This window comes from Zestomonas insulae (assembly GCF_016901015.1).
Lineage (GTDB): Bacteria > Pseudomonadota > Gammaproteobacteria > Pseudomonadales > Pseudomonadaceae > Aquipseudomonas > Aquipseudomonas insulae.
Genome location: NZ_JAFEUP010000001.1, coordinates 860,810 through 883,204, shown reverse-complemented (window position 1 = coordinate 883,204; position 22,395 = coordinate 860,810). Strand labels below are relative to the sequence as shown.

The following is a 22,395-nucleotide window of genomic DNA, read 5'->3' as shown; positions in this document are numbered from 1 at the left end:
CGCGACATGAATACCCGAGGCCTGCTCGATCAACTGCTCAAATCCGGCCAGGAGCTGCTGCAGAACAATGCCACCGGCCAGTCCGGCAAGAGCGCCGGCAATCCGCTCGGCGGCTTGCTCGGCGGTGCGGCGGGCGGCGCGCTGGGCGCCGGCGCCATCGGCCTGTTGCTGGGCAGCAAGAAGGCCCGCAAGGTCGGCGGCCAGGTGCTCACCTACGGCGGCCTGGCGGCACTCGGCGTGGTCGCCTACAAGGCCTACAGCAACTGGCAGCAGCAACAGGCCGGCCAGGTGCAGGCGCCGCCGCGCACCGTCGACCGTCTACCGGCGCCGGAAGCCGAGATTCACAGCCACGCGATCCTTCGCGCGCTGGTGGCGGCGGCCAAGGCCGACGGTCACATCGATGATCGCGAACGCCAGTTGATCGACGGCGAAGTGCTCAAGCTGACCCCCGACCGCGAGCTGCAGCGCTGGATCGACAGCGAGCTGCACAAGCCGCTCGACCCGGCGGAAGTCGCGCGCGCCGCACAGACCCCGGAGATGGCTGCGGAGATGTACCTGGCCAGCCTGCTGATGGTCGATCAGGAGCACTTCATGGAGCGCGCGTACCTCGACGAACTGGCGCGCCAGCTGGACCTCGCGCCGGCGCTGAAGACCGAACTGGAGCAGCAGGCCCGACAATCGTTGGGCTGAGGTGCGCGGCGGTTTCGTTGCGCGGCCGGCGGGGTTAGGCTCTGGCGAGCATAACTATAAGAACCGCGCGAGGTGGCCATGCCCGAAACTGCTGCTGACTACGACTACCTGATCGTGGGCGCCGGCCCTGCCGGCTGCCTGCTGGCCAACCGGCTCTCCGCCGACCCGGCCAACCGCGTGCTGCTGCTCGAAGCCGGCGGCCCGGACAACTACCCGTGGATTCACATTCCGGTCGGCTACCTCTATTGCATCGGCAATCCGCGCACCGACTGGTGTTTCGACACCGAGGCGGTGCCCGGTCTGCACGGCCGCGCGCTGAAGTACCCGCGCGGCCGGGTGCTCGGCGGCAGCTCGTCGATCAACGGGATGATCTACATGCGCGGCCAGGCCGGCGACTACGACGGCTGGGCCGCGGCCGGCAACCCGGGCTGGGCCTGGCGGGACCTGCTGCCGCTGTTTCGCCGCATGGAAGACCACTACGCCGGCGACAGCGAGCTGCACGGCGCCGGCGGCGAATGGCGGGTCGAGCGCCAGCGGCTGTCCTGGGCGATCCTCGATGCGTTCCGCGACGCCGCGGCGCAGAGCGGGATTCCCAGCGTCGAAGACTTCAACGGCGGCGACAACGCCGGCTGCGGCTACTTCCAGGTCAACCAGCAGCGCGGCGTGCGCTGGAACGCCTCGAAAGCCTTCCTGCGACCGATCATGGGCCGCACCAACCTCACCGTGCTGACCGGCGTCGAGGCGCAGCGCCTGCTGCTCGAGGACGGTCGCGCCGCCGGCCTGCTGGTTGACTGGCAGGGCGCGCGCCGCGAGCTGCGCGCCCGTCGCGAAGTGATTCTGTGTGCCGGCTCGATCGGCTCGCCGACCCTGCTGCAGCGCTCCGGGATCGGCCCGCGCGCGCTGCTCGAGCGCCTCGGCATCGGCGTGCGGCACGCCCTGCCGGGCGTGGGTGGCAACCTGCAGGACCACCTGCAACTGCGCATGATCTACCGGATCAGCGGCGCGCCGACCTTGAACCATATCGCCAACAGCCTGTGGGGCAAGCTGGGCATGGGCGCCGAGTATCTGCTGCGGCGCAGCGGCCCGCTGTCGATGGCGCCCAGTCAGCTCGGCGCCTTCGCCAAGTCCGACCCCGGCCAGGCCCGCGCCAACCTGCAGTACCACGTGCAGCCGCTGTCGCTGGAGCGCTTCGGCGAGCCGCTGCACCGCTTCCCGGCGTTCACCGCGTCGGTCTGTGACCTGCGCCCGCACAGCCGCGGCAGCGTGACCATCCGCTCCGCCGAGGCGCGCGACAAGCCGCTGATCCAGCCCAACTACCTGAGCGACCCACGCGACCTGCAGGTCGCCGCCGACGCCATCCGCCTGACCCGGCGCATCGTCACCGCGCCGGCGCTGGCGCGCTTCCAGCCGCAGGAGTTCAAGCCGGGGCCGGATTACCAGAGCGAGGCCGACCTGCAGCGCGCCGCCGGCGAGATCGGCACCACCATCTTTCACCCCGCAGGCACCTGCCGCATGGGCACTGACGGGGACGCGGTGGTCGACAGCCGCCTGCGCGTGCACGGCATCCTCGGCCTGCGCATCGCCGATGCGTCGATCATGCCGAGCCTGACCTCCGGCAACAGCTGCTCACCGGTGCTGGTGATCGCCGAGAGGGCCGCGCAGATGATCCTCGCCGATGCGGCCCGGCGTGCCGAACTGAGCGCCGTCGAGCAGCCGCACGCGGCGCCGGCCGGCACCGCGTGACCGTCCGGCAGTAGCCCCCGGCAGAGCGTCATCGCGGGACTATCGTTTCTAGCCTGACTGCACAATCAGGCGGGAGGTGGACGTGATGAATACCAGCGACTTGCTGGAACAACTGCTCGGTGCCGGGCTTGCCCAGCAGGGTGGCGCGGGGCGCAGCGGTGCGCGCGCCGGCGGTGGGCTCGACGAAATGCTCGGCGGCATGCTGGGCGGCGGTGGTGCTTCCGCCGGCGGCGGTCTGGGCGGGCTGGGTAGCCTGCTCGGCGGGGCGTCGGGCGGCGGTGGGCAGGGCGGCCTGGGTGGTTTGGGCGGCCTGCTCGGTGGCCTGCTCGGTGGCGGCGGTGCGCCGCAGGGCGGGCAGGCGCGGGGTGGCGGCGGGATTGGCTACGGTGGCCTGGCGACCATCGGCATGCTGGCGTTCCAGGCGTTCCAGGCCTGGCAATCCCAGCAGGCGCAGCAGACCTCGGCGCAGGCGGCGCTGCAGCCGCAGACCGTCGATCAGCTCGCCGGCCCGGAAGTCGAGGCGCACAGCCATGCGATACTCCGCGCGCTGATCGCCGCCTCCAAGGCTGATGGGCGCATCGACGAGCAGGAGAAGAAATTGATCTACGCCGAGATCGGCAAGCTGACCCAGGACGCCGAGCTGCAGGACTGGCTGGACCAGGAAGTGCAGCGCCCGCTCGATCCCGCCGAGGTCGCCGAGGCGGCGCAGACTCCGGAAATGGCCGCGGAAATGTACCTGGCCAGCGCGCTGCTGATCGGCAGCCAGCAGGGCGGCGAGCGCGACTACCTGGATCAGCTGGCCTACCAGATGCGCCTCGATCCGCAATTGCAGGCGCACTTGGAAGCGCAGATTGGCCAACGCTAGACCCTGCTGGTGCGCGGCGCTGGCGCTGATCGGCGGCCTGCTCGGCTCGTCGGCCGGCGCCACCCAGGAAGGCGAGCTGGCCGCCTCCAGCCAGAGCCTGTTGCTGGATGACAGCCGCTTCGTGCGCGAAGCGGCGCTGGACCGTCTGCAGCAGATCCGCTTCGCCTTCCGCGAACCGAAGGCCGAAGCCGACGAGCAGCCGGTGTGGCTGCGCGGCTACGGCCATCGCGGCTCGCTGGACGGCGAGGGGCCGGCAGGGCGGGTGGAAGAACAGGGCGGCGGAGCGTTCGTCGGTCTCGATCGGGCGTTCGGCGACACCTGGGTGGCCGGCGTGTTGGCCGGCTACTCGCAGCTCGATGTCGATCTGGACGGCGCGGCCGCGGATGTCGACATCGACAGCTACCACCTCGGCGCCTACGCCGCGATGCGCTACTACAACCAGCTCGGCCTCAAACTCGGCGCGGCGTTCAGCGATGACCGCCTGGACAGCCGCAGCGGTGATGACGATGGACGACGCTGGCAGGCCTTCGCCGAGGGCGTCTACGCCATGGACTTCGAAACCGCGACCCTGGAGGCCTTCGCCAACCTGGCCTACGTCGCGCTGCACAGCGATGGCCTCGACGGCGCTGCCTGGGTGGTCGACAGCGAAGAGCGCCAGGTGACCTTCTCGACCCTCGGCTGGCGCTACGCCACGCGCTTCGACCTGAGCGCCGAGCAACGCCTGATCGCCCGCGCCAGCCTGGGCTGGCGGCATGCCTTCGGTGACACCGAGGCGCGCACCGACGGCGTGCTGCTGGCGGACGGCAGCCGCTTCCACAGTCGCGGCGTGGCGCTCAGCGAGGACAGCCTGCGCCTCGACCTCGGCGCCGACTACGGGGTGACCCCGACCAGCTACATCGGCCTGTTCTACCTCGGTCAGTACGCCGACGCTGCGCGCGACAACGGCTTGAGTGCCCGCCTGAGCCTGCGTTTCTGAGCGGGACAGCCGCCAGACGGCCTGCTGCGGGGGGCGGGCAACTGGGGTATACTCCGCGGCTTTTCACAAGTTCCGCCTGCGAGTGCTGCCCTGCCATGGAAATCAACCCGATCCTCAACAGCATCAAGGACCTGTCCGAGCGCACCCTGACTATTCGGGGGTATCTTTGACTACGATCAAAAGCATGATCGTCTAGTCGAAGTAAACCGCGAGCTCGAAGACCCGAACGTCTGGAATAATCCGGAATATGCGCAGAACCTGGGCCGCGAACGCGCTCAGCTGGCGCTGATCGTCGAAACCCTGGATGACCTGCACGGCAGCCTCGCCGACTCCCGCGACCTGCTCGACATGGCCGTGGAAGAGAACGACGAAGGTGCGGTGGACGACGTCGCCAGCGAAGTCGAACGGCTGCGCGTTATCCTCGAGAAGCTGGAATTCCGCCGCATGTTCAGCGGCGAGATGGACCCCAACAACGCCTACCTGGACATCCAGGCCGGCTCTGGCGGCACCGAGGCCCAGGACTGGGCCAACATGCTGTTGCGCATGTACCTGCGCTGGGCCGACAAGCGCGGCTTCAGTGCCGAGATCGTCGAGCTGTCCGAGGGCGAAGTCGCCGGCATCAAGGGCGCCACCGTGCACATCAAGGGCGAATACGCCTTCGGCTGGCTGCGCACCGAGATCGGCGTACACCGCCTGGTGCGCAAGAGCCCGTTCGACTCCGGCAACCGTCGTCACACCTCGTTCACCGCGGTGTTCGTGTCGCCGGAAATCGACGACAACATCGAGATCGAGATCAACCCGGCCGACCTGCGCATCGACACCTACCGCTCCTCCGGCGCGGGCGGTCAGCACGTCAACACCACTGACTCGGCGGTGCGGATCACCCACGTGCCGACCAACACCGTGGTGGCGTGCCAGAACGAACGCTCCCAGCACGCCAACAAGGACACCGCCATGAAGATGCTGCGGGCCCGGTTGTACGAGCAGGAGATGCAGAAACGCAACGCCGCCTCGCAGGCGCTGGAAGACACCAAGTCGGACATCGGCTGGGGCCACCAGATTCGCTCCTACGTGCTCGACCAGTCTCGGATCAAGGACCTGCGCACCGGCGTCGAGCGCAGCGACTGCGACAAGGTGCTGGACGGCGATCTCGACGAGTACCTCGAGGCGAGCCTGAAGCAGGGGCTGTAACGCCGACCTGCTGTGACACCCTCTCCCCTGGGAGAGGGCGGGGGTGAGGGGCTAGTGCCCGCCCCCTCACCCTACGCGGGCCGCCCTGACCTTGTTCCGGCGGCGTAGCGACGAACCAATGACGGAAACCGATGACCATGAGCGACCAACAACTCGACCAGCAAGACCTGCAGCAGGAAGAAAACAAGCTGATTGCCCAGCGCAAGGAAAAGCTTGCTGCCGCCCGCGAACAGGGCAATGCCTTCCCGAACGACTATCGCCGCGACAACTATTGCGCGGACCTGCAGAAGCAGTACGTCGACAAGAGCAAGGAAGAGCTGGAAGCCGCAGCGATTCCGGTCAAGGTCGCCGGGCGCATCATGCTTAACCGCGGGTCGTTCATGGTGATCCAGGACATGACCGGGCGCATCCAGGTCTACGTCAACCGCAAGACCCTCTCGGAAGAAACCCTGGCCGCGGTGAAAACCTGGGACATGGGCGACATCATCGCCGCCGAAGGCACCCTGGCGCGTTCCGGCAAGGGCGACCTGTACGTCGAGATGACCAATGTGCGCCTGCTGACCAAGTCGCTGCGCCCGCTGCCGGACAAGCACCACGGCCTCACCGACACCGAGCAGCGCTACCGTCAGCGCTACGTCGACCTGATCGTCAACGAAGAAGTGCGTCAGACCTTCCGTGTGCGTTCGCAGGTGATCGCCCACATCCGCCAGTTCCTCATGCAGCGCGACTTCCTCGAAGTGGAAACGCCGATGCTGCAGACCATCCCCGGCGGTGCAGCGGCCAAGCCGTTCGAGACCCACCACAACGCGCTGGACATGGCGATGTTCCTGCGCATCGCGCCGGAGCTGTACCTCAAGCGTCTGGTGGTCGGTGGCTTCGAGAAGGTATTCGAGATCAACCGCAACTTCCGTAACGAAGGCGTTTCGACCCGGCACAACCCTGAGTTCACCATGCTCGAGTTCTACCAGGCCTACGCCGACTACGAAGACAACATGGACCTGACCGAGGAGCTGTTCCGCGAGCTGGCCCAGCTGGTCCTCGGCAGCACCGACGTGCCCTATCAGGGCAAGGTGTTCCACTTCGGCGAGCCGTTCGTGCGCCTGTCGGTGTTCGACTCGATCCTCAAGTACAACCCGGAAATCAGTGCCGCCGACCTGCAGGACATCGACAAGGCCCGCGAGATCGCCAAGAAGGCCGGCGCCAAGGTGCTCGGCTTCGAAGGCCTGGGCAAACTCCAGGTGATGATTTTCGAGGAGCTGGTCGAGCACAAGCTGGAGCAGCCGCACTTCATCACCCGCTATCCGTTCGAAGTCTCGCCGCTGGCCCGCCGCAGCGACGACGATCCGAGCGTCACCGACCGCTTCGAGCTGTTCATCGGCGGCCGCGAGATCGCCAACGCTTACTCCGAGTTGAACGACGCGGAAGACCAGGCCGACCGCTTCATGCAGCAGGTGGCCGACAAGGACGCCGGTGACGACGAGGCCATGCATTACGACGCCGACTTCGTCCGCGCCCTGGAATACGGCATGCCGCCGACCGCTGGTGAAGGCATCGGTATCGACCGCCTTGTGATGTTGCTGACCGACTCGCCGTCTATCAGGGACGTCATCCTGTTCCCGCACATGCGTCCGCAGGCCTGAGGCCGCACGTAAAAGCCGCCTTCGGGCGGCTTTTTGTTTTGCCAAGGTCGCATTGATTCCGCGTGGGAACCTTCCACAATTGATCTCAGGAATTTTCAACTGAGGGACATACCTATCGTGATGCCAAGCCCCGTTCCCGAGCGTGCCACTACCGTCGCCAGCGCGGTTGCCGAAAGTGTCCAGTACCAGGGTCGCAAGGCCAGCCGCCAAGGCAGCGAGCAGCGCCGTCAGGCGATTCTCGATGCCGCCATGCGCATCATCGTCCGCGAGGGCGTGCGCGCGGTGCGCCACCGTGCGGTGGCCGCCGAAGCCGAGGTGCCGCTGTCGGCGACCACCTACTACTTCAAGGACATCAACGACCTGATCACCGACACCTTCGCTCAATTCGTCGAGCGCAGTGCCGAGGCCATGGGGCATTTCTGGTCGTCCACCGAAGGCTTGCTGCTCGACAAGGTCGGCCTTCTCGATGGCGGCGCCGATGCGCGCCGCACGCTCGCCGACGAGATCGCCGCGCTGGCGGTGGAGTATGTGCGCCACCAGTTGCTCACCCGTCGCGAACACCTGCTCGCCGAACAGGCCTTCCAGCAGGAAGCGCTGCTCAATCCGCGCCTGCACGGACTGGTGCGTTCGCACCGGCAAATCCTCCAGCACGGCGTCACGCATTTCTTCGAAGTGCTCGGTTCTAGACAGCCTGAGCAGGATGCCAAGGTCTTGACCGGTATCATCGAGCGGATGGAATATCAGGGCCTGATCGATGGGGTCGATCACCTCGACGACGAGGACATGCTGGCGATCCTCAAACGCTACATGTACCTGGTCCTCGGCCTCTGATCTGCCTTTGAACCCCGCTGTCGCGGGGTTTTCACATTAATGGACTAAGCTGCGTCGCCCCGCCCGGGGCTGCGCGGGTGGGGAGCTGCGGTGCAACCTTTGCTAGGGTTATCAGATCGGGCGCGTCAGACCCGGCGTGCCGTCGTGCCAACACCGCAGTCGACCCTGACCTCCACAAGGAGCGCGTAATGAAAGCCTGGCGTTGGCTGTTCGCCTTGTCCTTCCTGCTGTTGAACGGTTGCCTGGTCACCCTCAAAGACCCGATTCCGGCCAATGAGGCGGCACCGATTCCGCTGCTCGGCGAATGGACCCGCAAGAACGAGTGGGGCGAGCAGCAGTACCTGGAAGTCAGCCGTGCCGGCTCGAATGTCTACAAGGCGGTGACCTACGTCAGCAGCCCGGACGACGTCGAGAGCCTCAAGGAATACGGTTTCACCGTGGCCCACCATGGCAATCGCTGGTACCTCTCGGTCGGCCTGCCGAAGAACCTGGGCGCCAACTTCGCCCTGGCCGGCTTCGAGCTGAACAAGGACAACGAACTGGTGCTGTACAACCTCGACGTCGATCGCATCCACCAGGAGATGGACGAAGGTGTGCTCAAGGGCAGCACCTTCGAGACACCGGAGGGCGATGGCGCGCTGCTCAGCAGCCCGCTGGAGCAGGTGTTCGCCTACCTGGACGACCCGGCCAACTCCGATGTGTTCATCGAGGTGGCGCGGTTCCAGCGCAGCGGCCAGTGAGCCCGGTAGCGAGGCAGGACGATGAATAACCACACCGTGTTCGACGAATACCAACTGACCATTCGCGCGCTGTCCGACCGCATCGTCGAGGCGCAGGCGCCGATCCGCGTGCTGGATGCGGTGAAGTGGGAAGAGAGCATCCGCCTGGAGTTCCTCAAGCACAAAGGCAAGCAGGCGCCGGCGGTTGATCGCGCTTACTACGACGGACGTCCGCTGTCGTTCGACGCTTCGGCGAAGAAACTCGAATTCCAGAACATCGAGCGCGACATCACCCGCCAGCTCGGCCAGTTCAACCCGGTCGGGCAGATCATGCGGCGCATGTGCAAGGAGTACCGCATGGTGATCCGCATGCTCGAAGCGCGCGGCACCGCGGATTTCGGCCTGATTTCCCAGGAGCTCTACGGCGCGGCGTCCGACGCCTTCCACGCCGGTGATCCGACCCTCGCCGACCTCGGCCTGATGCTTTCCGACTACCTGAACAACATCGCCGCGCGCGGTGACCTGGAGGACGAGCCGAAGACGCTCACCGCCAAGGAAGCCGTGGGCATGCTGCAAAGCCGGCTCAGCGCGGTGTTCGGCGACGACACTATCCGCGTCTTCGAGTCCGACGGCATCGTCGCCGACGCGGCAGCCGGCGCCGACTACATCAAGGTGCGCGCCGATGCGCTGTTCAACGAGCGCGACGTGCGCGCGCTGGAAGTGCACGAAGGTCTGGTGCATGTCGGCACCACGTTGAACGGCCTCAATCAGCCGATCTGCACCTTCCTGGCCAAGGGGCCACCGTCCTCGACGGTGACCCAGGAAGGCCTGGCGATCCTCATGGAGGTGATCGCCTTCGCCTCGTACCCGACGCGCCTGCGCAAGCTAACCAACCGCACCCGCGCCATCCACATGGCCGAGGAGGGCGCCGACTTCATGCAGGTGTTCCAGTTCTACCGCGAGCAGGGCTACGGCATGGCCGAAAGCTATGGCAGCGCCAGCCGGGTGTTCCGCGGCTCGACGCCGAACGGCCTGCCGTTCACCAAGGATCTGTCGTACCTGAAGGGCTTCATCCTCATCTACAACTACATCCAGCTCGCGGTGCGCAAAGGCAAGCTGGAGCAGATTCCGCTGCTGTTCTGCGGCAAGACCACCCTGGAAGACATGCGCACCCTGCGCCAGCTGGTCGACGAGGGGCTGGTCAGCCCGCCGACCTACCTGCCGCCGCAGTTCCGCGATCTGAACGCCTTGTCGGCCTGGATGTGCTTCTCCAACTTCCTCAACCACCTGAGCCTGGACCGGATCGAGGCGGACTACGCCAATATCCTCTGACGGCGCGAGGCGGACTATGGAGCAGGGGAGCGAGGCATGATCGGGCACGCGTTGCGCACCCTGGCGCTCCTGTTGAACTTCGGCCTGGCTGGCTGCAGCTCGCTGCTGTTCTACCCGGAACATGGCCTGCCGTTCACCCCGGAGCGCGCCAAGCTCGCCTATCGCGACGTCGAACTCACCGCTGCCGATGGCACGCGCCTGCACGCCTGGTGGCTGCCGGCCAAGCCGGGAGTGGCGGTCAAGGGCACCGTACTGCACCTGCATGGCAACGGCGGCAACATCGCCACCCACCTCGGCGGCAGCTGGTGGCTGCCGGCCCAGGGCTATCAGGTGCTGCTGCTCGACTACCGCGGCTACGGCCTGTCGGCTGGCAAGCCGGCGCTGCCCGAGCTGTACCAGGACATCGATGCGGCGTTCAGCTGGCTCGCCTGGGCGCCGGAGACCCAGGGCCAGCCGCTGGTGCTGCTCGGCCAGAGCATCGGCGGCGCGTTGGCGGTGCATTACCTGGCACAGCATCCGCAGCGCTATCACGCGCTCAAGGCGTTGGTGCTCGATGGCGCGCCAGCCAGTTACCGCGATGTGGCCCAGTTCGCCCTCTCCAATGCCTGGCTGACCTGGCCGCTGCAGGTGCCGTTGAGCTGGCTGGTTCCCGACGGCGTCAGCGCGATTCACGCCATCGGCCGCCTGCAGGGCGTGCCGCTGCTGATCTACCAGAGCATCGACGATCCGGTCGTGCCTCTTTCCAACGGCGTGCGCTTGTATCAAGCTGCGCGCCCGCCGCGGGTGTTCCAGCCGACCCGTGGTGATCATGTGCAGACGTTCGCCGAGCCGGTATGGCGCGAAGTGATGCAGCGCTTTCTCGATGATCCACACGGTTTCACCGGGTTGCGCCGACTGGCTGAAGTCCCCAATCCCGAGAACCCGCAATGACCGCAGAACGCAACGCCATTCCCCTGATCCTCACCGCCATCGGCAGTGTCGTGCTGACAGTGGGCGCGCTCTGGTACTACGGCTACCTGCACTTCGCCAAGCCCGAGGATTCGCGCCTGCTCGCCGAGTTCACCATGCTCAAGACCGTCGCCGGCGAAGACATTCGCCTGTCGCTGGAGCCGGCGAAGCAGGTCGCGCAGTGCGTGGATGGCGTGTTGGTGCTGTTCGATACCGAGCAGAAGGGCCTGGCCGGCGTGCTGGTCGACGAGCGCAAGCACGCGGTGCGTTGCGCCGGCGAGCAGACTCCGCAAGTCACCCAGTAAGCCGACGCGGCCCCGGCCGGGGCCGCGCCGCGACTCAGTAGCGACTCAGCGTGCCGCGCGGTGCAACCGGGTTGGCATCGTTGGAGATGGTGACCTCCACCCGGCGGTTCATCGCCCGCCCGGAGGTGTCGCCGTTGCTCGCCACCGGGTATTCCTGGCCATAGCCCTGGGCGACGATGCGCTCGGGCGCCACGCCCATCTTCACCAGCGCCATGCGCACCGAGTTGGCGCGCCGCTCCGACAGGCTCTGGTTGTGGTCGGCGGTGCCGGTGCTGTCGGTGTAACCCTCGATGATCACTTTGCGCTCGGGGTTTTCCTGCAGGAAGCCCGACAGCTTGGCGACGTTGGCCACGCCGTTGGGCTTGAGCTCGGCGCGGTCGACGTCGAATAGCACGTCACCGAAGGTCACCAGCGTGCCGCGCGTGGTCTGCTTCGCCTGCAGCTCCATCTGCAGCTTGCGGATCTGCTGGTCACGCGCATCCAGGCGCGCCTCGGCCCGTTGCGCCGAGGTCTGCTCCAGCTGCTGCTCGGCGCTGCGCAGGACGATGGTCTGCTTGGCCACCTCGACGCGCTGGTTGGTCAGGTAGGCGAGCTGATCGACCTGGCGCTGCTCGCCATTCTTCTCGGCGGCTTCCGCGCGGCCGAGCATGTCGCTGGCGTCCTTGGTTTCCAGGGCGGCGAGCTTGCTTGCCTGCGGGTCGGCCTGCAGTGCCGAGTAATTGCTGCGCGCCTGCTCCAGGTTGACGTTGGGCTGCGACGAACAGGCCGCAAGCCCGACGCTCAGGGCCAGCAGGGCGGGAATCATCAGTTGAGTTCGCATAATGGTCATCCTTTATCGGTTGGCGAGCGGCCTCACAAGCGCGGCGCGGCGGGCACCACAGGCGCTGCCGGGGCGGCGGGCTGGGTGCTGCGCAGGCTTTCTTCGCGCAGGTCCTGCACCCCTTGCTGCGCTTCGTTCAAGGCCTTCTGCGCCTTGGCCGCCTGGGCCTTGCGCTCGGCGACGCGGGCATCCCACTCGGCCTGTTCGGCCAGCAGGCGGGCTTCCTCGAACTGCTTGTCGGTTACTTGCAGCTCGGCGGCCTTGAGCTTGTCCTGCGCGGCGCGCATCTCCACGGCGGCGTATTCGGTGCCGCCGGCGCTGACTGCGTCGTTCACCGCTGACTGGGTGACGGCCATCTGTTCGGTGGGCGGGTTGCCCGCGCAGCCCGCAAGCAGGCCGCTACCGAGGATCAGGGCGGCCAGCGAGAGGCCGCGCAGGGTCGAAGGGTTCTTGCCGGTGTTGGTAATCATGGCGTTCAACTCCATTGCTGATTTTCCTGGGAACTACCGGGGTCCATGACGGACAACGCCTGCGCCCGGCCGTGGCCGGCAATGGCCAACGGCTAGCGCATGGCTTGCTTGTGTGAGTCGCGGAGTTTTCCAATCGTTCAGCAAAATTTGCCGCGGATCGCCGAGGAACGCGCTTCTACGCCGGAAATGGCTACAGACATGAACGAAGTGACTGGCGCAGCAGTCTTAGCGGCCGGCGGCGCGAGCAGGCCGGCGAGGGGCGGGAGTCACGCGCCGGTCCGCCCGGCACGCAGGCGCCGGGGCAGGACCGTGGAGTGGCGCTCAGTGGGTGGTGGCGTCCTGCTGCTTGGTGAGCTGGTGCAGGTACTTGCGCGACAGGGCGAGGAAACGCGGTGTCGGGCCGATGTCCTCGTACAGCGGGTCGCCCATCTCGTCGGTGGCGACCACCTGGCTGCCTTTCACGTAGGGGAGGCTGGTTTCCAGCTCTTCGAGCGCCGAGGACACCAGTTCGCTGAGCAGTTCATCGACATTGCGCTTGGGGTACATCTCCGACAGTGCGGCGAGGCGCGCGGCGGATTCCAGGTCGAGATGCACCTGGTACGAGCTGCGTGTCAGGCGCCCCTTGGCGTTCTGCTCCCAATGGCCAATCAGTTCGCGGATTTTCATAGCAACCTCTTCCTTCGGCCCATGTGTGGGCTCGTGATGAGCAAGTCTCCGTTCCTTCCGAACGGTGGCCTGTCCTTGTGGGACCTGCCTGTATTCAGCCTAGTTCGCCATGCCTCGCGCGGCGGCCATTCTGTCGCGCGCTTGTAAGAACTTGGCGCGCTGGGCCACTCTAAAACGGGACCCCGCCCGGGGCATGCGGTCAGCGGTCGGAGAAAATGCATGACGGAGATCGATGCGCGCCTGCGCGAAGAGGTGCACCTGCTCGGCGAATTGCTCGGCGAGACCATTCGTGCCCAGCACGGCGAAGTCTTTCTCGCCAAGATTGAGCGCATCCGCAAGGGCGCTAAGACCGCCCGGCGCGGCTCGGCGGCCGGTGCCGAGCAGCTCGCCAGCACCCTCGACGGTCTCGCCGAGGACGAGCTGCTGCCGGTAGCGCGGGCCTTCAACCAGTTCCTCAACCTGGCCAACATCGCCGAGCAGTACCACCACATCCGCCGGCGCCGCCCGGACGAGGCGGTGCCCTTCGAGTCGCGGGTGCTGCCCGAGCTGCTGGAGCGCCTGCTCGCCGACGGGCACGCCCCCGAGGCGCTGGCCCGCCAGTTGGGCCGCCTGGACATCGAACTGGTGCTCACCGCGCACCCGACCGAGGTGGCTCGGCGCACCCTGATCCAGAAGTACGACGCGATCGCCGCGCAGCTCGCCGCGCTGGACCACGCCGACCTCAGCCCGGCCGAGCGCGAGCGGGTCCGTGAACGCCTGCAGCGGCTGATCGCCGAGGCTTGGCACACCGAAGAAATTCGCCGTAGCCGGCCGACCCCGGTGGACGAGGCCAAGTGGGGCTTCGCAGTAATCGAGCATTCGCTGTGGCAGGCGGTGCCGAACTTCCTGCGCAGTGTCGACGCCGCCCTGCAGGCCGCCAGCGGCCTGCGCCTGCCGCTGCAGGCGGCGCCGGTACGCTTCGCCTCGTGGATGGGCGGCGACCGCGACGGCAACCCCAATGTCACCGCGCGGGTGACCCGCGAGGTGCTGCTGCTGGCGCGCTGGATGGCCGCCGACCTGTACCTGCGCGACGTCGACGAACTGGCGGCGGCGCTGTCGATGCAGGAGGCCAGCGAGGAGCTGCGCGTGGTGGTCGGCGTGCATCCGGAACCGTACCGCGCGCTGCTCAAGCAGTTGCGCGAGCGCCTGCGCGCCACCCGCGCCTGGGCCCACGCGGCGCTGGACGCTGAGGTAGCGCCAGGCGCCGAGGTGCTCAGCGACAACCGCGAGCTGCTCGAGCCGCTGGAGCTCTGCTACCACTCGCTGCATGCCTGCGGCATGGGCATGATCGCCGACGGCGCGCTGCTCGACTGCCTGCGCCGCGCGGCAACCTTCGGCCTGTTCCTGGCGCGCCTGGACATCCGTCAGGACGCCGCCCGGCACGCCGCCGCGCTCAGCGAAATCACCGATTACCTGGGGCTCGGCGATTACGCCGAGTGGGACGAGGACACCCGCATCGCCTTTCTGCTGCGCGAGCTGGACAACCGCCGGCCGCTACTGCCGGCGCATTTCCGCACCTCGGCAGACACCGCCGAGGTGCTCGCCACCTGCCGCGTGGTGGCTGCGGCGCCGGCTGCGGCGCTGGGTTCCTACGTGATCTCCATGGCCGGCGCGCCGTCCGACGTGCTCGCCGTGCAGTTGCTGCTCAAGGAAGCCGGCCTGCAGCGGCCGATCCGTGTGGTGCCGCTGTTCGAGACGCTCGACGACCTCGACAACGCCGGCCCGGCGATCGACCGGCTGCTCGGCCTGCCTGGCTACCGCGCACGCCTGCACGGTCCGCAGGAGGTGATGATCGGCTATTCCGACTCGGCCAAGGACGCCGGCACCACGGCCTCGGCCTGGGCGCAGTACCGCGCCCAGGAAGCGCTGGTCGACATCTGCCGCAGCCATCAGGTCGAGCTGCTGCTGTTCCACGGTCGCGGCGGCACGGTCGGTCGCGGCGGCGGCCCGGCGCACGCGGCGATCCTCTCGCAGCCGCCGGGCTCGGTGGCCGGGCGCTTCCGTACCACCGAGCAGGGCGAGATGATCCGTTTCAAGTTCGGCCTGCCGCACCTCGCCGAGCAGAACCTCAAGCTGTACCTCGCCGCCGTACTGGAGGCGACCCTGCTGCCACCGCCGGCGCCGGCGCCGGAGTGGCGCGCGCTGATGGACCGTCTGGCCAGCGATGGCGTGCAGGGTTATCGCGCCGTGGTGCGCGAGCATCCGCAGTTCGTCGCCTACTTCCGCCAGGCCACCCCGGAGCAGGAGCTGGCGCGCCTGCCACTCGGCAGCCGGCCGGCCAAGCGCGGGCAGGGCGGGGTGGAGAGCCTGCGGGCTATCCCCTGGATCTTCGCCTGGACCCAGACGCGCCTGATGCTGCCGGCCTGGCTGGGCTGGGAGCGGGCGCTCGGCAATGCCCTGCAGCGCGGCGAGCAGGCGCTGCTGGCGCAGATGCGCGAGGACTGGCCGTTCTTCCGCACGCGCATCGACATGCTGGAGATGGTCCTCACCAAAGCCGACGCGGAAATCGCCGTCCTCTATGACCTGCGCCTGGTCGAAAAGGACCTGCAACCGCTGGGTGCACATTTGCGCGACCTATTGTCGCAGGCCTGCTCGGTGGTGCTGGGTCTGACCGGGCAAACGCAGTTGCTCGCGCACAGTCCCGAGACCCTCGAATCGATCAGCGTGCGCAACACCTACCTGGACCCGCTGCACCTGCTCCAGGTGGAGCTTCTGGCCCGTTCTAGACAGTCTGCAAGCCCATCTGACGGCCCCTTGGAACAGGCCCTGCTGGTCAGCGTGGCGGGCATTGCCGCGGGGTTGCGCAACACCGGCTGAGGGGCCCGCCCCACCGACTTTAGGTGGCTTGTGTGGCTAGGGGGCGCTGTGTATCTTGATCAGCCTTTTGCCACGCCAGGCGTGGCCAATAACTATTTTGAGATGGGCCCCATGAGGCGCGTCCGACCGAATAATTACTCTTGAGGAGCACATCAATGCGCGTAATTCTGTTGGGGGCTCCCGGCGCCGGGAAAGGCACTCAGGCTGGCTTCATCACCCAGAAGTTCGGCATCCCGCAAATCTCCACCGGCGACATGCTGCGCGCCGCGGTCAAGGCCGGCACCGAGCTGGGCCTGAAAGCCAAGAGCGTGATGGAGAGCGGTGGTCTGGTCTCCGATGACCTGATCATCAATCTGGTCAAAGAGCGCATCGCCCAAGCGGACTGCGCCAATGGCTTCCTGTTCGACGGCTTCCCGCGCACCATTCCGCAGGCCGAAGCGCTGAAGCAGGCCGGCGTGACCATCGATCACGTGGTCGAGATCGCTGTGGACGACGAGGAAATCGTCGGTCGCATCGCCGGTCGTCGTGTGCACCCGGCTTCCGGCCGCGTCTACCACACCGAGCACAACCCGCCGAAAGTTGCCGGCAAGGACGACGTCACCGGCGAGGAGCTGATCCAGCGCGACGACGACAAGGAAGAGACCGTGCGTCACCGCCTGTCGGTCTACCACTCGCAAACCAAGCCGCTGGTCGATTTCTACCAGCAGCTGGCCGCCAGCGAAGGCACCCCGAAGTACAGCGCCATCGCCGGCGTCGGTTCGGTGGAAGCGATTACCGGCAAGGTCCTGGCTGCGCTCAGCTAAGCCGCGTCTTGCTCGATGTCCAACGGCCCGCTTGCGGGCCGTTGGCGTTTATAATGCCCGCCCGTTTTTCCGCCTGGATCGCCCGATGACCACTCTGCTGGCCCTGGATACCGCCACCGAAGCCTGCTCCGTCGCCCTGCTGCACGACGGTCGCGTGCTCAGTCACTACGAGGTGATCCCGCGCCTGCACGCCCAGCGTCTGCTGCCGATGGTGCAAACCCTGCTGGCCGAGGCGGGCGTGGCGCTGTCAGCGCTCGACGCCATCGCCTTCGGTCGCGGTCCGGGGGCCTTCACCGGGGTGCGCATCGCCATCGGCGTGGTGCAGGGCCTGGCCTTCGGCCTCGACCGCCCGGTGCTGCCGGTGTCCAACCTGGCTGCGCTGGCCCAGCGCGTGCTGCGCGAGCGCGGCGTGCAGCAGGCCGCGGCGGCCATAGACGCGCGCATGGACGAGGTGTACTGGGGTTGCTACCGCGCCGAGCAGGGCGAAATGCGCCTGGCCGGCCTCGAAGCGGTGTTGCCGCCGGAACGTGCCGCCTTGCCGCGCGATGCCAGCGGCGAGTGGTTCGGCGTCGGCACCGGTTGGGGCACCTTCGCCGACCGCCTGCCGGTCGCCGTGAGCGGCCAGGACGGCAGTCTGCTGCCGCATGCCGAGGATGTTCTCAGCCTGGCAAGCTTCGCCTGGGCACGCGGCGAGGCGCTGCCGGCCGACCAGGCGCAGCCGGTGTACCTGCGCGATCAGGTGGCGACGCCCAAGGCCGGCTGACCGTCAGTCGCTTCGCCAGATGATTGCCTTGCATCAATACGCTGAGTAGATTGTCGAGCGATTATCATCGCAGTGTCGTTTCAGACTGGTTGCCCAGGTCCCCCATGCGCATCAATGGTTATTCCTCCTCCTATCCGCTGGATCGCAGCGCCCGCCCGGGCACCGCGGTCGTGCCGTATCAGGATGTGCAGAAGGATGCTGAATTGCGCCGTGAAGCCCCGGCGCGCGTGCCCACGCAGCCGAGCCAGGCCGGCCAGCTCGATGAGGACCGCCTGCCGGTCGCCGCGCAGCCGATCACCTATCAGCGTGGCTTGAGCAACCAGGCCGCCCAGGCGCTGGCGAGCTACTCGAACACCGCCAGCTATTCCTACGACGCCGACGCCGCGGAAGTGCTCGGTCTCGACCTCTACGCCTGATCCACACCTCCGTGTTGCCCTATTACCTCGGTTGCCCGTCGTGGAACGAGCCGGCCTGGCGCGGCAGTTTCTATCCCCCCGACCTGCGCCCCGCCGACAGCCTCGAGCACTACGTGCGGGTGTTCAACGCCGTGGAGGGCAACACCACCTTCTATGCACGGCCCTCGGCCGCCACCGTGCAGCGCTGGGCGACGCTGATGCCGGCGGCGTTCCGCTTCTGCGCCAAGCTGCCGCGCGACATCAGCCATGCCGCCGACCTGCGTGAGCAGCTGGATGCCACCCAGACCTTCCTCGACCTGCTCGCGCCGCTCGGTACGCGGGTCGCGCCGCTGTGGCTGCAACTGCCGGCGAGCTTCGGCCCGGCACGGCTGGGCGAGCTGGCAGTGTGGCTGGACGCAGTGGCACCGCGCGGGGTGGCCGTCGAGGTCCGCCATCCGGCGTTCTTTGCCAAGGGCGAGGAGGAGCGGGCGCTGAATCGCCTGTTGCACGGCTGCGAGGTCGAGCGCATCTGCCTGGATGCTCGGGCGCTGTTCAGCTGCACCTCGGCTGATCCGGCGGTGTTGCATGCCCAGGCGAAGAAGCCGCGCCTGCCGATTCGCCCCACTGCCTTCAGTACCAGCCCGCAACTGCGCTTCATCGGTGGCCCCGATCTGGAGGCCAACCAGGCGTTTCTCGTTCCCTGGCTGGACAAGGTCGCCGCCTGGATCGAGCAGGGTCTGAGCCCCTACGTGTTCCTGCACACGCCCGACAATCACCTGGCGGCGGCGCAAGCCCGGCGTTTCCACGACGCGCTCAGTACCCGGCTACCCGGTTTGCCGGCGCTGGCGTGGCCGGCGCAAGAGCCATTGGCGCAACTCGGCCTGCTCTAGCGCGGTCTGTATTGCGTACCCGGGCGCTTTTCCGGCCTTCACCCATCCCGTTTCGCGCCCACCCAGACCGACGAGGCCGCCGTGCGCCGATTGCTAGGTTGGTTGCTGCTTCTGCTCCTTGTCGGCGTCCCGCTGGCGATCCATCAGCACTGGCTGAAGCTGCCATCGCGCTGGGACCCCTGGGCGCCCCTGGATGTCCGCGACCCGCGCAACCTGCTGACCAGTTTCAAACTGATGCGTCTACAGGCCGATCCGGCGTTGTGTCGCCAGGCGCTGGCCAGTTCGTCGCTGCGCTTCACCGAGCTGCCGGATAGCCAGCCGAGCGCCGGCTGTCCGCTGCAGAACAGCGTGCGCATCACTGCCGCCGGCGTCGCTCTGAGCAGCAGCTTCGTCGCCACCTGCAAGCTCGCGGTGGCCTTCGCGCTGTTCGAGCACCACGGTCTGCAGCCGGCCGCGCAGCAGGTGTTCGGGCAGCCGGTGGTGCGCATCGAGCACCTTGGCAGCTTCGCCTGTCGCAACGTCGGCAACAGCCAGCGGCGCAGCCAGCATGCCTCGGCCAATGCGCTGGATATCGCCGGCTTCCGGCTGCGCGACGGCCGGCGCATCAGTCTGGCCCGCGACTGGCGCGGCACTGACCGCGAGGCACTGTTCCTGCGCCAGGTGCGTGACGCCGCCTGCGGACACTTCAACACCACCCTCAGCCCGGACTACAACGCCGCGCACCGCGACCATTTCCACCTCGACATGGGCCTGATGCGCATGTGCCGCTAGCGCGCGGCGAGAAGCGCGGCGCGCGCTCTGGCAGAATGCCGGGCTGATGCAACGGGAATGGATCGGCATGAGCGACGAGCAGCAACAGGTCAGGGTACGGGTCGAGGCGCTGGCGCCGGGGTTTGCCGCGCAGGCGGCGGAGTGGGCGGCGCGTCTTGGCCTGCCGCTGGCCGGTGAGGCGGAGTTCGCCCTGCAGCTGGGTGACGCCGGCCTGCAGCTAGTTGACCTCGGCCCGCAGGCACCGGGCCCGGTACGTGTCGACCTGGTCGAAGGCGCGGCCGCGCACCGGCGCAAGTTCGGCGGCGGCAGTGGGCAGATGATCGCCAAGGCGGTCGGTGTGCAGGGCGGCATCCGCCCACGGGTGCTGGACGCCACCGCCGGCCTGGGTCGCGACGCCTTCGTGCTGGCCAGCCTGGGCTGCAGCATGACCCTGATCGAGCGGCAGCCGCTGGTCGCCGCCTTGCTCGAGGACGGCCTGGCGCGTGCGCAGGGGGACTTCGAGGTGGCGCCGATCATCGCGCGCATGCGTCTGCTGACCGGCAACGCCATCGCGCTGATGAGCGAGTGGCAGGGCGAGGCGCCGCAAGTGGTGTATCTCGATCCGATGTTTCCGCACCGCGACAAGAGCGCGCTGGTGAAAAAGGAGATGCGCCTGTTCCGCCCGCTGGTCGGCGACGACCTCGACGCCCCGGCGCTGCTCAAGGCCGCGCTGGGCCTGGCCAGCCACCGGGTGGTGGTGAAACGGCCACGCAAGGCGCCGATCATCGAAGGTGCCAAGCCCAGCTACAGCCTGGAAGGCAAGTCCAGCCGTTACGACATATATCCGCTGAAGAAGCTCGAGGCCTGAGGCGCCCCGGGCTGCTAATCAGGCCGCGTCAGGGCCGAAAGGCACGCACGAACAGCGCCACCACTTCGCGCACGTGCGCTTCGGCGTCCGGCTCGGCCAGCGGCTCGCCGCAACCGCACATCAGGCGGAAGTTGTGGCCGCCCTTGATCAGGCAGAAGAAGTGCTCGGCGGCGTTCAGCGGGTTGTCGATGGCCAGCAGGCCGCCGCGCTGCACCTGATCGAGCAGGTGGGTCATCTCGTCGAGCACGCGCTGTGGCCCGGCGGAGAAGAAGATGTCCGCCAGCTTGGGGTCCTGGGCGGCCGACGCGATCATCACCCGGTGCAGCTCGATCGATTCACGGCTGCTGATCAGCGCGTGGAAACCGCGGCCGATGTTGAACAGCACGGTTTCGATCGGCACGTCGTCGGTCAGCTCGAACAGCAGTTCGGGCAGTTGCTCCTCGCACTTGGCCTTCACCGCGGCGGAGAACAGCGTCTCCTTGTCGGTGAAGTGGCTGTACACGGTGAGCTTGGAGACCCCGGCCTCGGCGGCGATCGCGTCCATGCTGCTGCCGTCGTAGCCGTTGCGCAGGAACAGGGTTTTCGCCGCTTCGAGGATCGCCAGGCGCTTGGCCGGGTCCTTCGGGCGACCGGGGCCGCTTGTAGGCAATAACTTGTCAGACATTTCGCAAAATTTTCCCGCTGGTAATACTGGACTGGGTAGTTCGGTATTTTTACTATACCAGCCAGTATAAGTATTCCAATTCTTCTCGCGGAAGGTCAGTCACCATGTTGCGCCACGCCTTGCCTCGCATCCTGCCGTTAACCCTCGCCGTGCTACTGGCCGCCTGCGGCAACGGTGAACAGGCCCAAACTTCCATTCGTCCGGCCATGGTCGTGCAGCCGCAACCGGCCGCCGATTCGGTCGAAGCCTACCCGGGCGAAGTGCGCGCGCGGCTCGAGTCGGAGCTGGCCTTCCGCATCGGCGGCAAGATCAGCAAGCGCCTGGTCGACAGCGGCGCACGGGTGAAGAAGGACCAGGCCCTGGCCGAACTCGATCCCGAGGATGTGCGTCTGCAACTGGAGGCGGCGCGTGCCCAGGTCGGTGCCGCGGAGGCCAACCTCAAGCTGGTCCGCGCCGAGCGTGATCGCTACCAGACCCTGCTGCAGCGCCAGATGATCAGCCGGTCGCAGTACGACACGGTGGAAAACCAGTACCGCGCCGGCGAAGCGCGGGTGAAGCAGATTCGTGCCGAGTTCAACGTCGCCAACAACCAGGCCGGCTACGCCGTGCTGCGTTCGCAGGCCGACGGGGTGATCGCCAGTCGCCGCGTCGAGGTCGGTCAGGTGGTGGCCGCCGGGCAAACCGTGTTCACCCTGGCCGCCGACGGCGAGCGCGAAGTGCTGATCAGCCTGCCGGAGCAGTCCATCGACCGCTTCAAGATCGGTCAGACCGTCGCGGTGGAGCTCTGGTCGCAGCCGGACAAACGCTTCCCCGGGCGCATCCGCGAGCTGTCGCCGGCTGCCGATCCGCAGTCGCGCACCTATGCGGCGCGGGTCTCCTTCGCCGACGGCAAGGTGCCGGCCGAGCTCGGCCAGAGCGCGCGGGTATTCGTGCAGTTGAACGGTGAGGTGCCGCTCTCGGTGCCGCTTTCCGCGCTGACCGCGGAAGCCGGCGCACCCTATGTCTGGGTGGTCGATCCCAAGGATTCCACGGTCAAGCGCCGGCCAGTGCGCATTGGCGCCTATGGCGAAGACCGCGTGCCGGTGCTCGAAGGCCTGAGTGCCGACGATTGGGTGGTCGCCGCCGGCGTCCAGGTGTTGCGCGAAGGCCAGGCGGTGCACCCGGTGGACCGCTCCAACCGTACGGTGAAGCTGGTTGCCAAGGAGTAAGG

General features: G+C 67.4%; 23 protein-coding genes. 19 read left to right on the top strand and 4 right to left on the bottom strand.

All coding sequences use genetic code 11. From position 1 onward, the window contains the following. Positions 1–6 precede the first annotated feature (6 nt). The 11 genes from JQX08_RS04250 (at position 7) to JQX08_RS04200 (ending at position 11,240) form a co-directional block, all read left to right on the top strand. The gene (locus JQX08_RS04250) at positions 7–690 is read left to right on the top strand and encodes a tellurite resistance TerB family protein (RefSeq protein WP_204914978.1); all 684 of its coding nucleotides are present in this window, start codon (positions 7–9) and stop codon (positions 688–690) included. Positions 691–768: 78 nt separating this feature from the next. Further along, complete coding sequence (locus JQX08_RS04245) at positions 769–2,433, top strand: GMC family oxidoreductase (protein WP_204914976.1); 1,665 nt, start codon at positions 769–771, stop codon at positions 2,431–2,433. A gap of 85 nt (positions 2,434–2,518) precedes the next feature. Further along, on the top strand, positions 2,519–3,298 hold the full coding sequence (locus JQX08_RS04240; protein WP_204914974.1) for a tellurite resistance TerB family protein: 780 nt from the start codon (positions 2,519–2,521) through the stop codon (positions 3,296–3,298). Beyond that, positions 3,285–4,274, top strand: a complete 990-nt coding sequence (locus JQX08_RS04235; protein WP_204914972.1) for an autotransporter outer membrane beta-barrel domain-containing protein — start codon at positions 3,285–3,287, stop codon at positions 4,272–4,274. The genes JQX08_RS04240 and JQX08_RS04235 overlap by 14 nt, the downstream gene beginning before the upstream one ends. 95 nt (positions 4,275–4,369) lie before the next feature. Continuing rightward, positions 4,370–5,465 (top strand): peptide chain release factor 2 gene (gene prfB / locus JQX08_RS04230; protein ID WP_204914970.1). Its coding sequence is split into 2 segments (ribosomal slippage): positions 4,370–4,441 and positions 4,443–5,465, totalling 1,095 coding nucleotides; the frame shifts between segments, so codons are not numbered across the junction. Between the two features lie 137 nt (positions 5,466–5,602). Continuing rightward, on the top strand, positions 5,603–7,105 hold the full coding sequence (gene lysS / locus JQX08_RS04225; RefSeq protein ID WP_204914969.1) for a lysine--tRNA ligase: 1,503 nt from the start codon (positions 5,603–5,605) through the stop codon (positions 7,103–7,105). Between the two features lie 120 nt (positions 7,106–7,225). After that, complete coding sequence (locus JQX08_RS04220; protein ID WP_204914967.1) at positions 7,226–7,936, top strand: TetR/AcrR family transcriptional regulator; 711 nt, start codon at positions 7,226–7,228, stop codon at positions 7,934–7,936. Between the two features lie 188 nt (positions 7,937–8,124). Continuing rightward, positions 8,125–8,676, top strand: coding sequence for a hypothetical protein (locus JQX08_RS04215; RefSeq protein WP_204914965.1), 552 nt, complete (start codon positions 8,125–8,127; stop codon positions 8,674–8,676). A 21-nt stretch (positions 8,677–8,697) separates the two neighbouring features. After that, positions 8,698–9,987, top strand: a complete 1,290-nt coding sequence (locus tag JQX08_RS04210; RefSeq protein WP_204914963.1) for a flavohemoglobin expression-modulating QEGLA motif protein — start codon at positions 8,698–8,700, stop codon at positions 9,985–9,987. Positions 9,988–10,038: 51 nt separating this feature from the next. Next, positions 10,039–10,917, top strand: a complete 879-nt coding sequence (locus tag JQX08_RS04205) for an alpha/beta hydrolase (RefSeq protein WP_204915330.1) — start codon at positions 10,039–10,041, stop codon at positions 10,915–10,917. After that, positions 10,914–11,240: a PA3694 family proteiin gene (locus tag JQX08_RS04200; protein WP_204914961.1), complete on the top strand. Its 327-nt coding sequence runs from the start codon at positions 10,914–10,916 to the stop codon at positions 11,238–11,240. Before JQX08_RS04205 ends, JQX08_RS04200 begins: the two co-directional genes overlap by 4 nt. Positions 11,241–11,274: 34 nt before the next feature. Here JQX08_RS04200 and lptF read toward each other — a convergent pair whose 3' ends face one another. From lptF to JQX08_RS04185, 3 genes are all read right to left on the bottom strand, one after another. Beyond that, the gene (lptF, locus tag JQX08_RS04195; protein ID WP_204914959.1) at positions 11,275–12,060 is read right to left on the bottom strand and encodes a lipotoxin F family OmpA-related lipoprotein LptF; all 786 of its coding nucleotides are present in this window, start codon (positions 12,058–12,060) and stop codon (positions 11,275–11,277) included. Between the two features lie 32 nt (positions 12,061–12,092). Further along, a complete protein-coding gene (locus JQX08_RS04190) occupies positions 12,093–12,545 on the bottom strand; it encodes a DUF4398 domain-containing protein (protein ID WP_204914957.1) in 453 nt (150 codons plus the stop codon). A 306-nt stretch (positions 12,546–12,851) separates the two neighbouring features. Next, positions 12,852–13,196, bottom strand: a complete 345-nt coding sequence (locus tag JQX08_RS04185; RefSeq protein WP_204914955.1) for a pilin assembly protein — start codon at positions 13,194–13,196, stop codon at positions 12,852–12,854. A 219-nt stretch (positions 13,197–13,415) separates the two neighbouring features. Here JQX08_RS04185 and ppc point away from each other — a divergent pair, with 219 nt between their 5' ends. The 7 genes from ppc (at position 13,416) to JQX08_RS04150 (ending at position 20,521) form a co-directional block, all read left to right on the top strand. After that, positions 13,416–16,052, top strand: a complete 2,637-nt coding sequence (gene ppc, locus JQX08_RS04180) for a phosphoenolpyruvate carboxylase (protein WP_204914952.1) — start codon at positions 13,416–13,418, stop codon at positions 16,050–16,052. Between the two features lie 155 nt (positions 16,053–16,207). Further along, positions 16,208–16,855 carry an adenylate kinase gene (gene adk, locus JQX08_RS04175; RefSeq protein WP_204914949.1) on the top strand — a complete coding sequence of 216 codons (648 nt, stop codon included), beginning with the start codon at positions 16,208–16,210 and terminating at the stop codon, positions 16,853–16,855. Between the two features lie 85 nt (positions 16,856–16,940). Then, on the top strand, positions 16,941–17,618 hold the full coding sequence (gene tsaB, locus JQX08_RS04170) for a tRNA (adenosine(37)-N6)-threonylcarbamoyltransferase complex dimerization subunit type 1 TsaB (RefSeq protein ID WP_204914948.1): 678 nt from the start codon (positions 16,941–16,943) through the stop codon (positions 17,616–17,618). Between the two features lie 104 nt (positions 17,619–17,722). Next, complete coding sequence (locus JQX08_RS04165) at positions 17,723–18,034, top strand: hypothetical protein (RefSeq protein WP_204914946.1); 312 nt, start codon at positions 17,723–17,725, stop codon at positions 18,032–18,034. A gap of 11 nt (positions 18,035–18,045) precedes the next feature. Next, positions 18,046–18,903 carry a DUF72 domain-containing protein gene (locus JQX08_RS04160; protein ID WP_204914944.1) on the top strand — a complete coding sequence of 286 codons (858 nt, stop codon included), beginning with the start codon at positions 18,046–18,048 and terminating at the stop codon, positions 18,901–18,903. Between the two features lie 81 nt (positions 18,904–18,984). Next, entirely contained in the window at positions 18,985–19,674 is a 690-nt protein-coding gene (locus tag JQX08_RS04155; protein ID WP_204914942.1) for an extensin family protein, read from the top strand. A 67-nt stretch (positions 19,675–19,741) separates the two neighbouring features. Then, positions 19,742–20,521 (top strand): class I SAM-dependent methyltransferase, encoded by a 780-nt coding sequence (locus tag JQX08_RS04150; protein WP_204915329.1) that lies wholly within the window; start codon positions 19,742–19,744, stop codon positions 20,519–20,521. A gap of 28 nt (positions 20,522–20,549) precedes the next feature. Here the strand turns inward: JQX08_RS04150 and JQX08_RS04145 are convergent, their stop codons facing one another. Then, a complete protein-coding gene (locus tag JQX08_RS04145; protein WP_204914940.1) occupies positions 20,550–21,185 on the bottom strand; it encodes a TetR/AcrR family transcriptional regulator in 636 nt (211 codons plus the stop codon). Positions 21,186–21,289: 104 nt separating this feature from the next. Here JQX08_RS04145 and JQX08_RS04140 point away from each other — a divergent pair, with 104 nt between their 5' ends. Next, positions 21,290–22,393, top strand: coding sequence for an efflux RND transporter periplasmic adaptor subunit (locus tag JQX08_RS04140; RefSeq protein ID WP_204914938.1), 1,104 nt, complete (start codon positions 21,290–21,292; stop codon positions 22,391–22,393). Positions 22,394–22,395 lie beyond the last annotated feature (2 nt).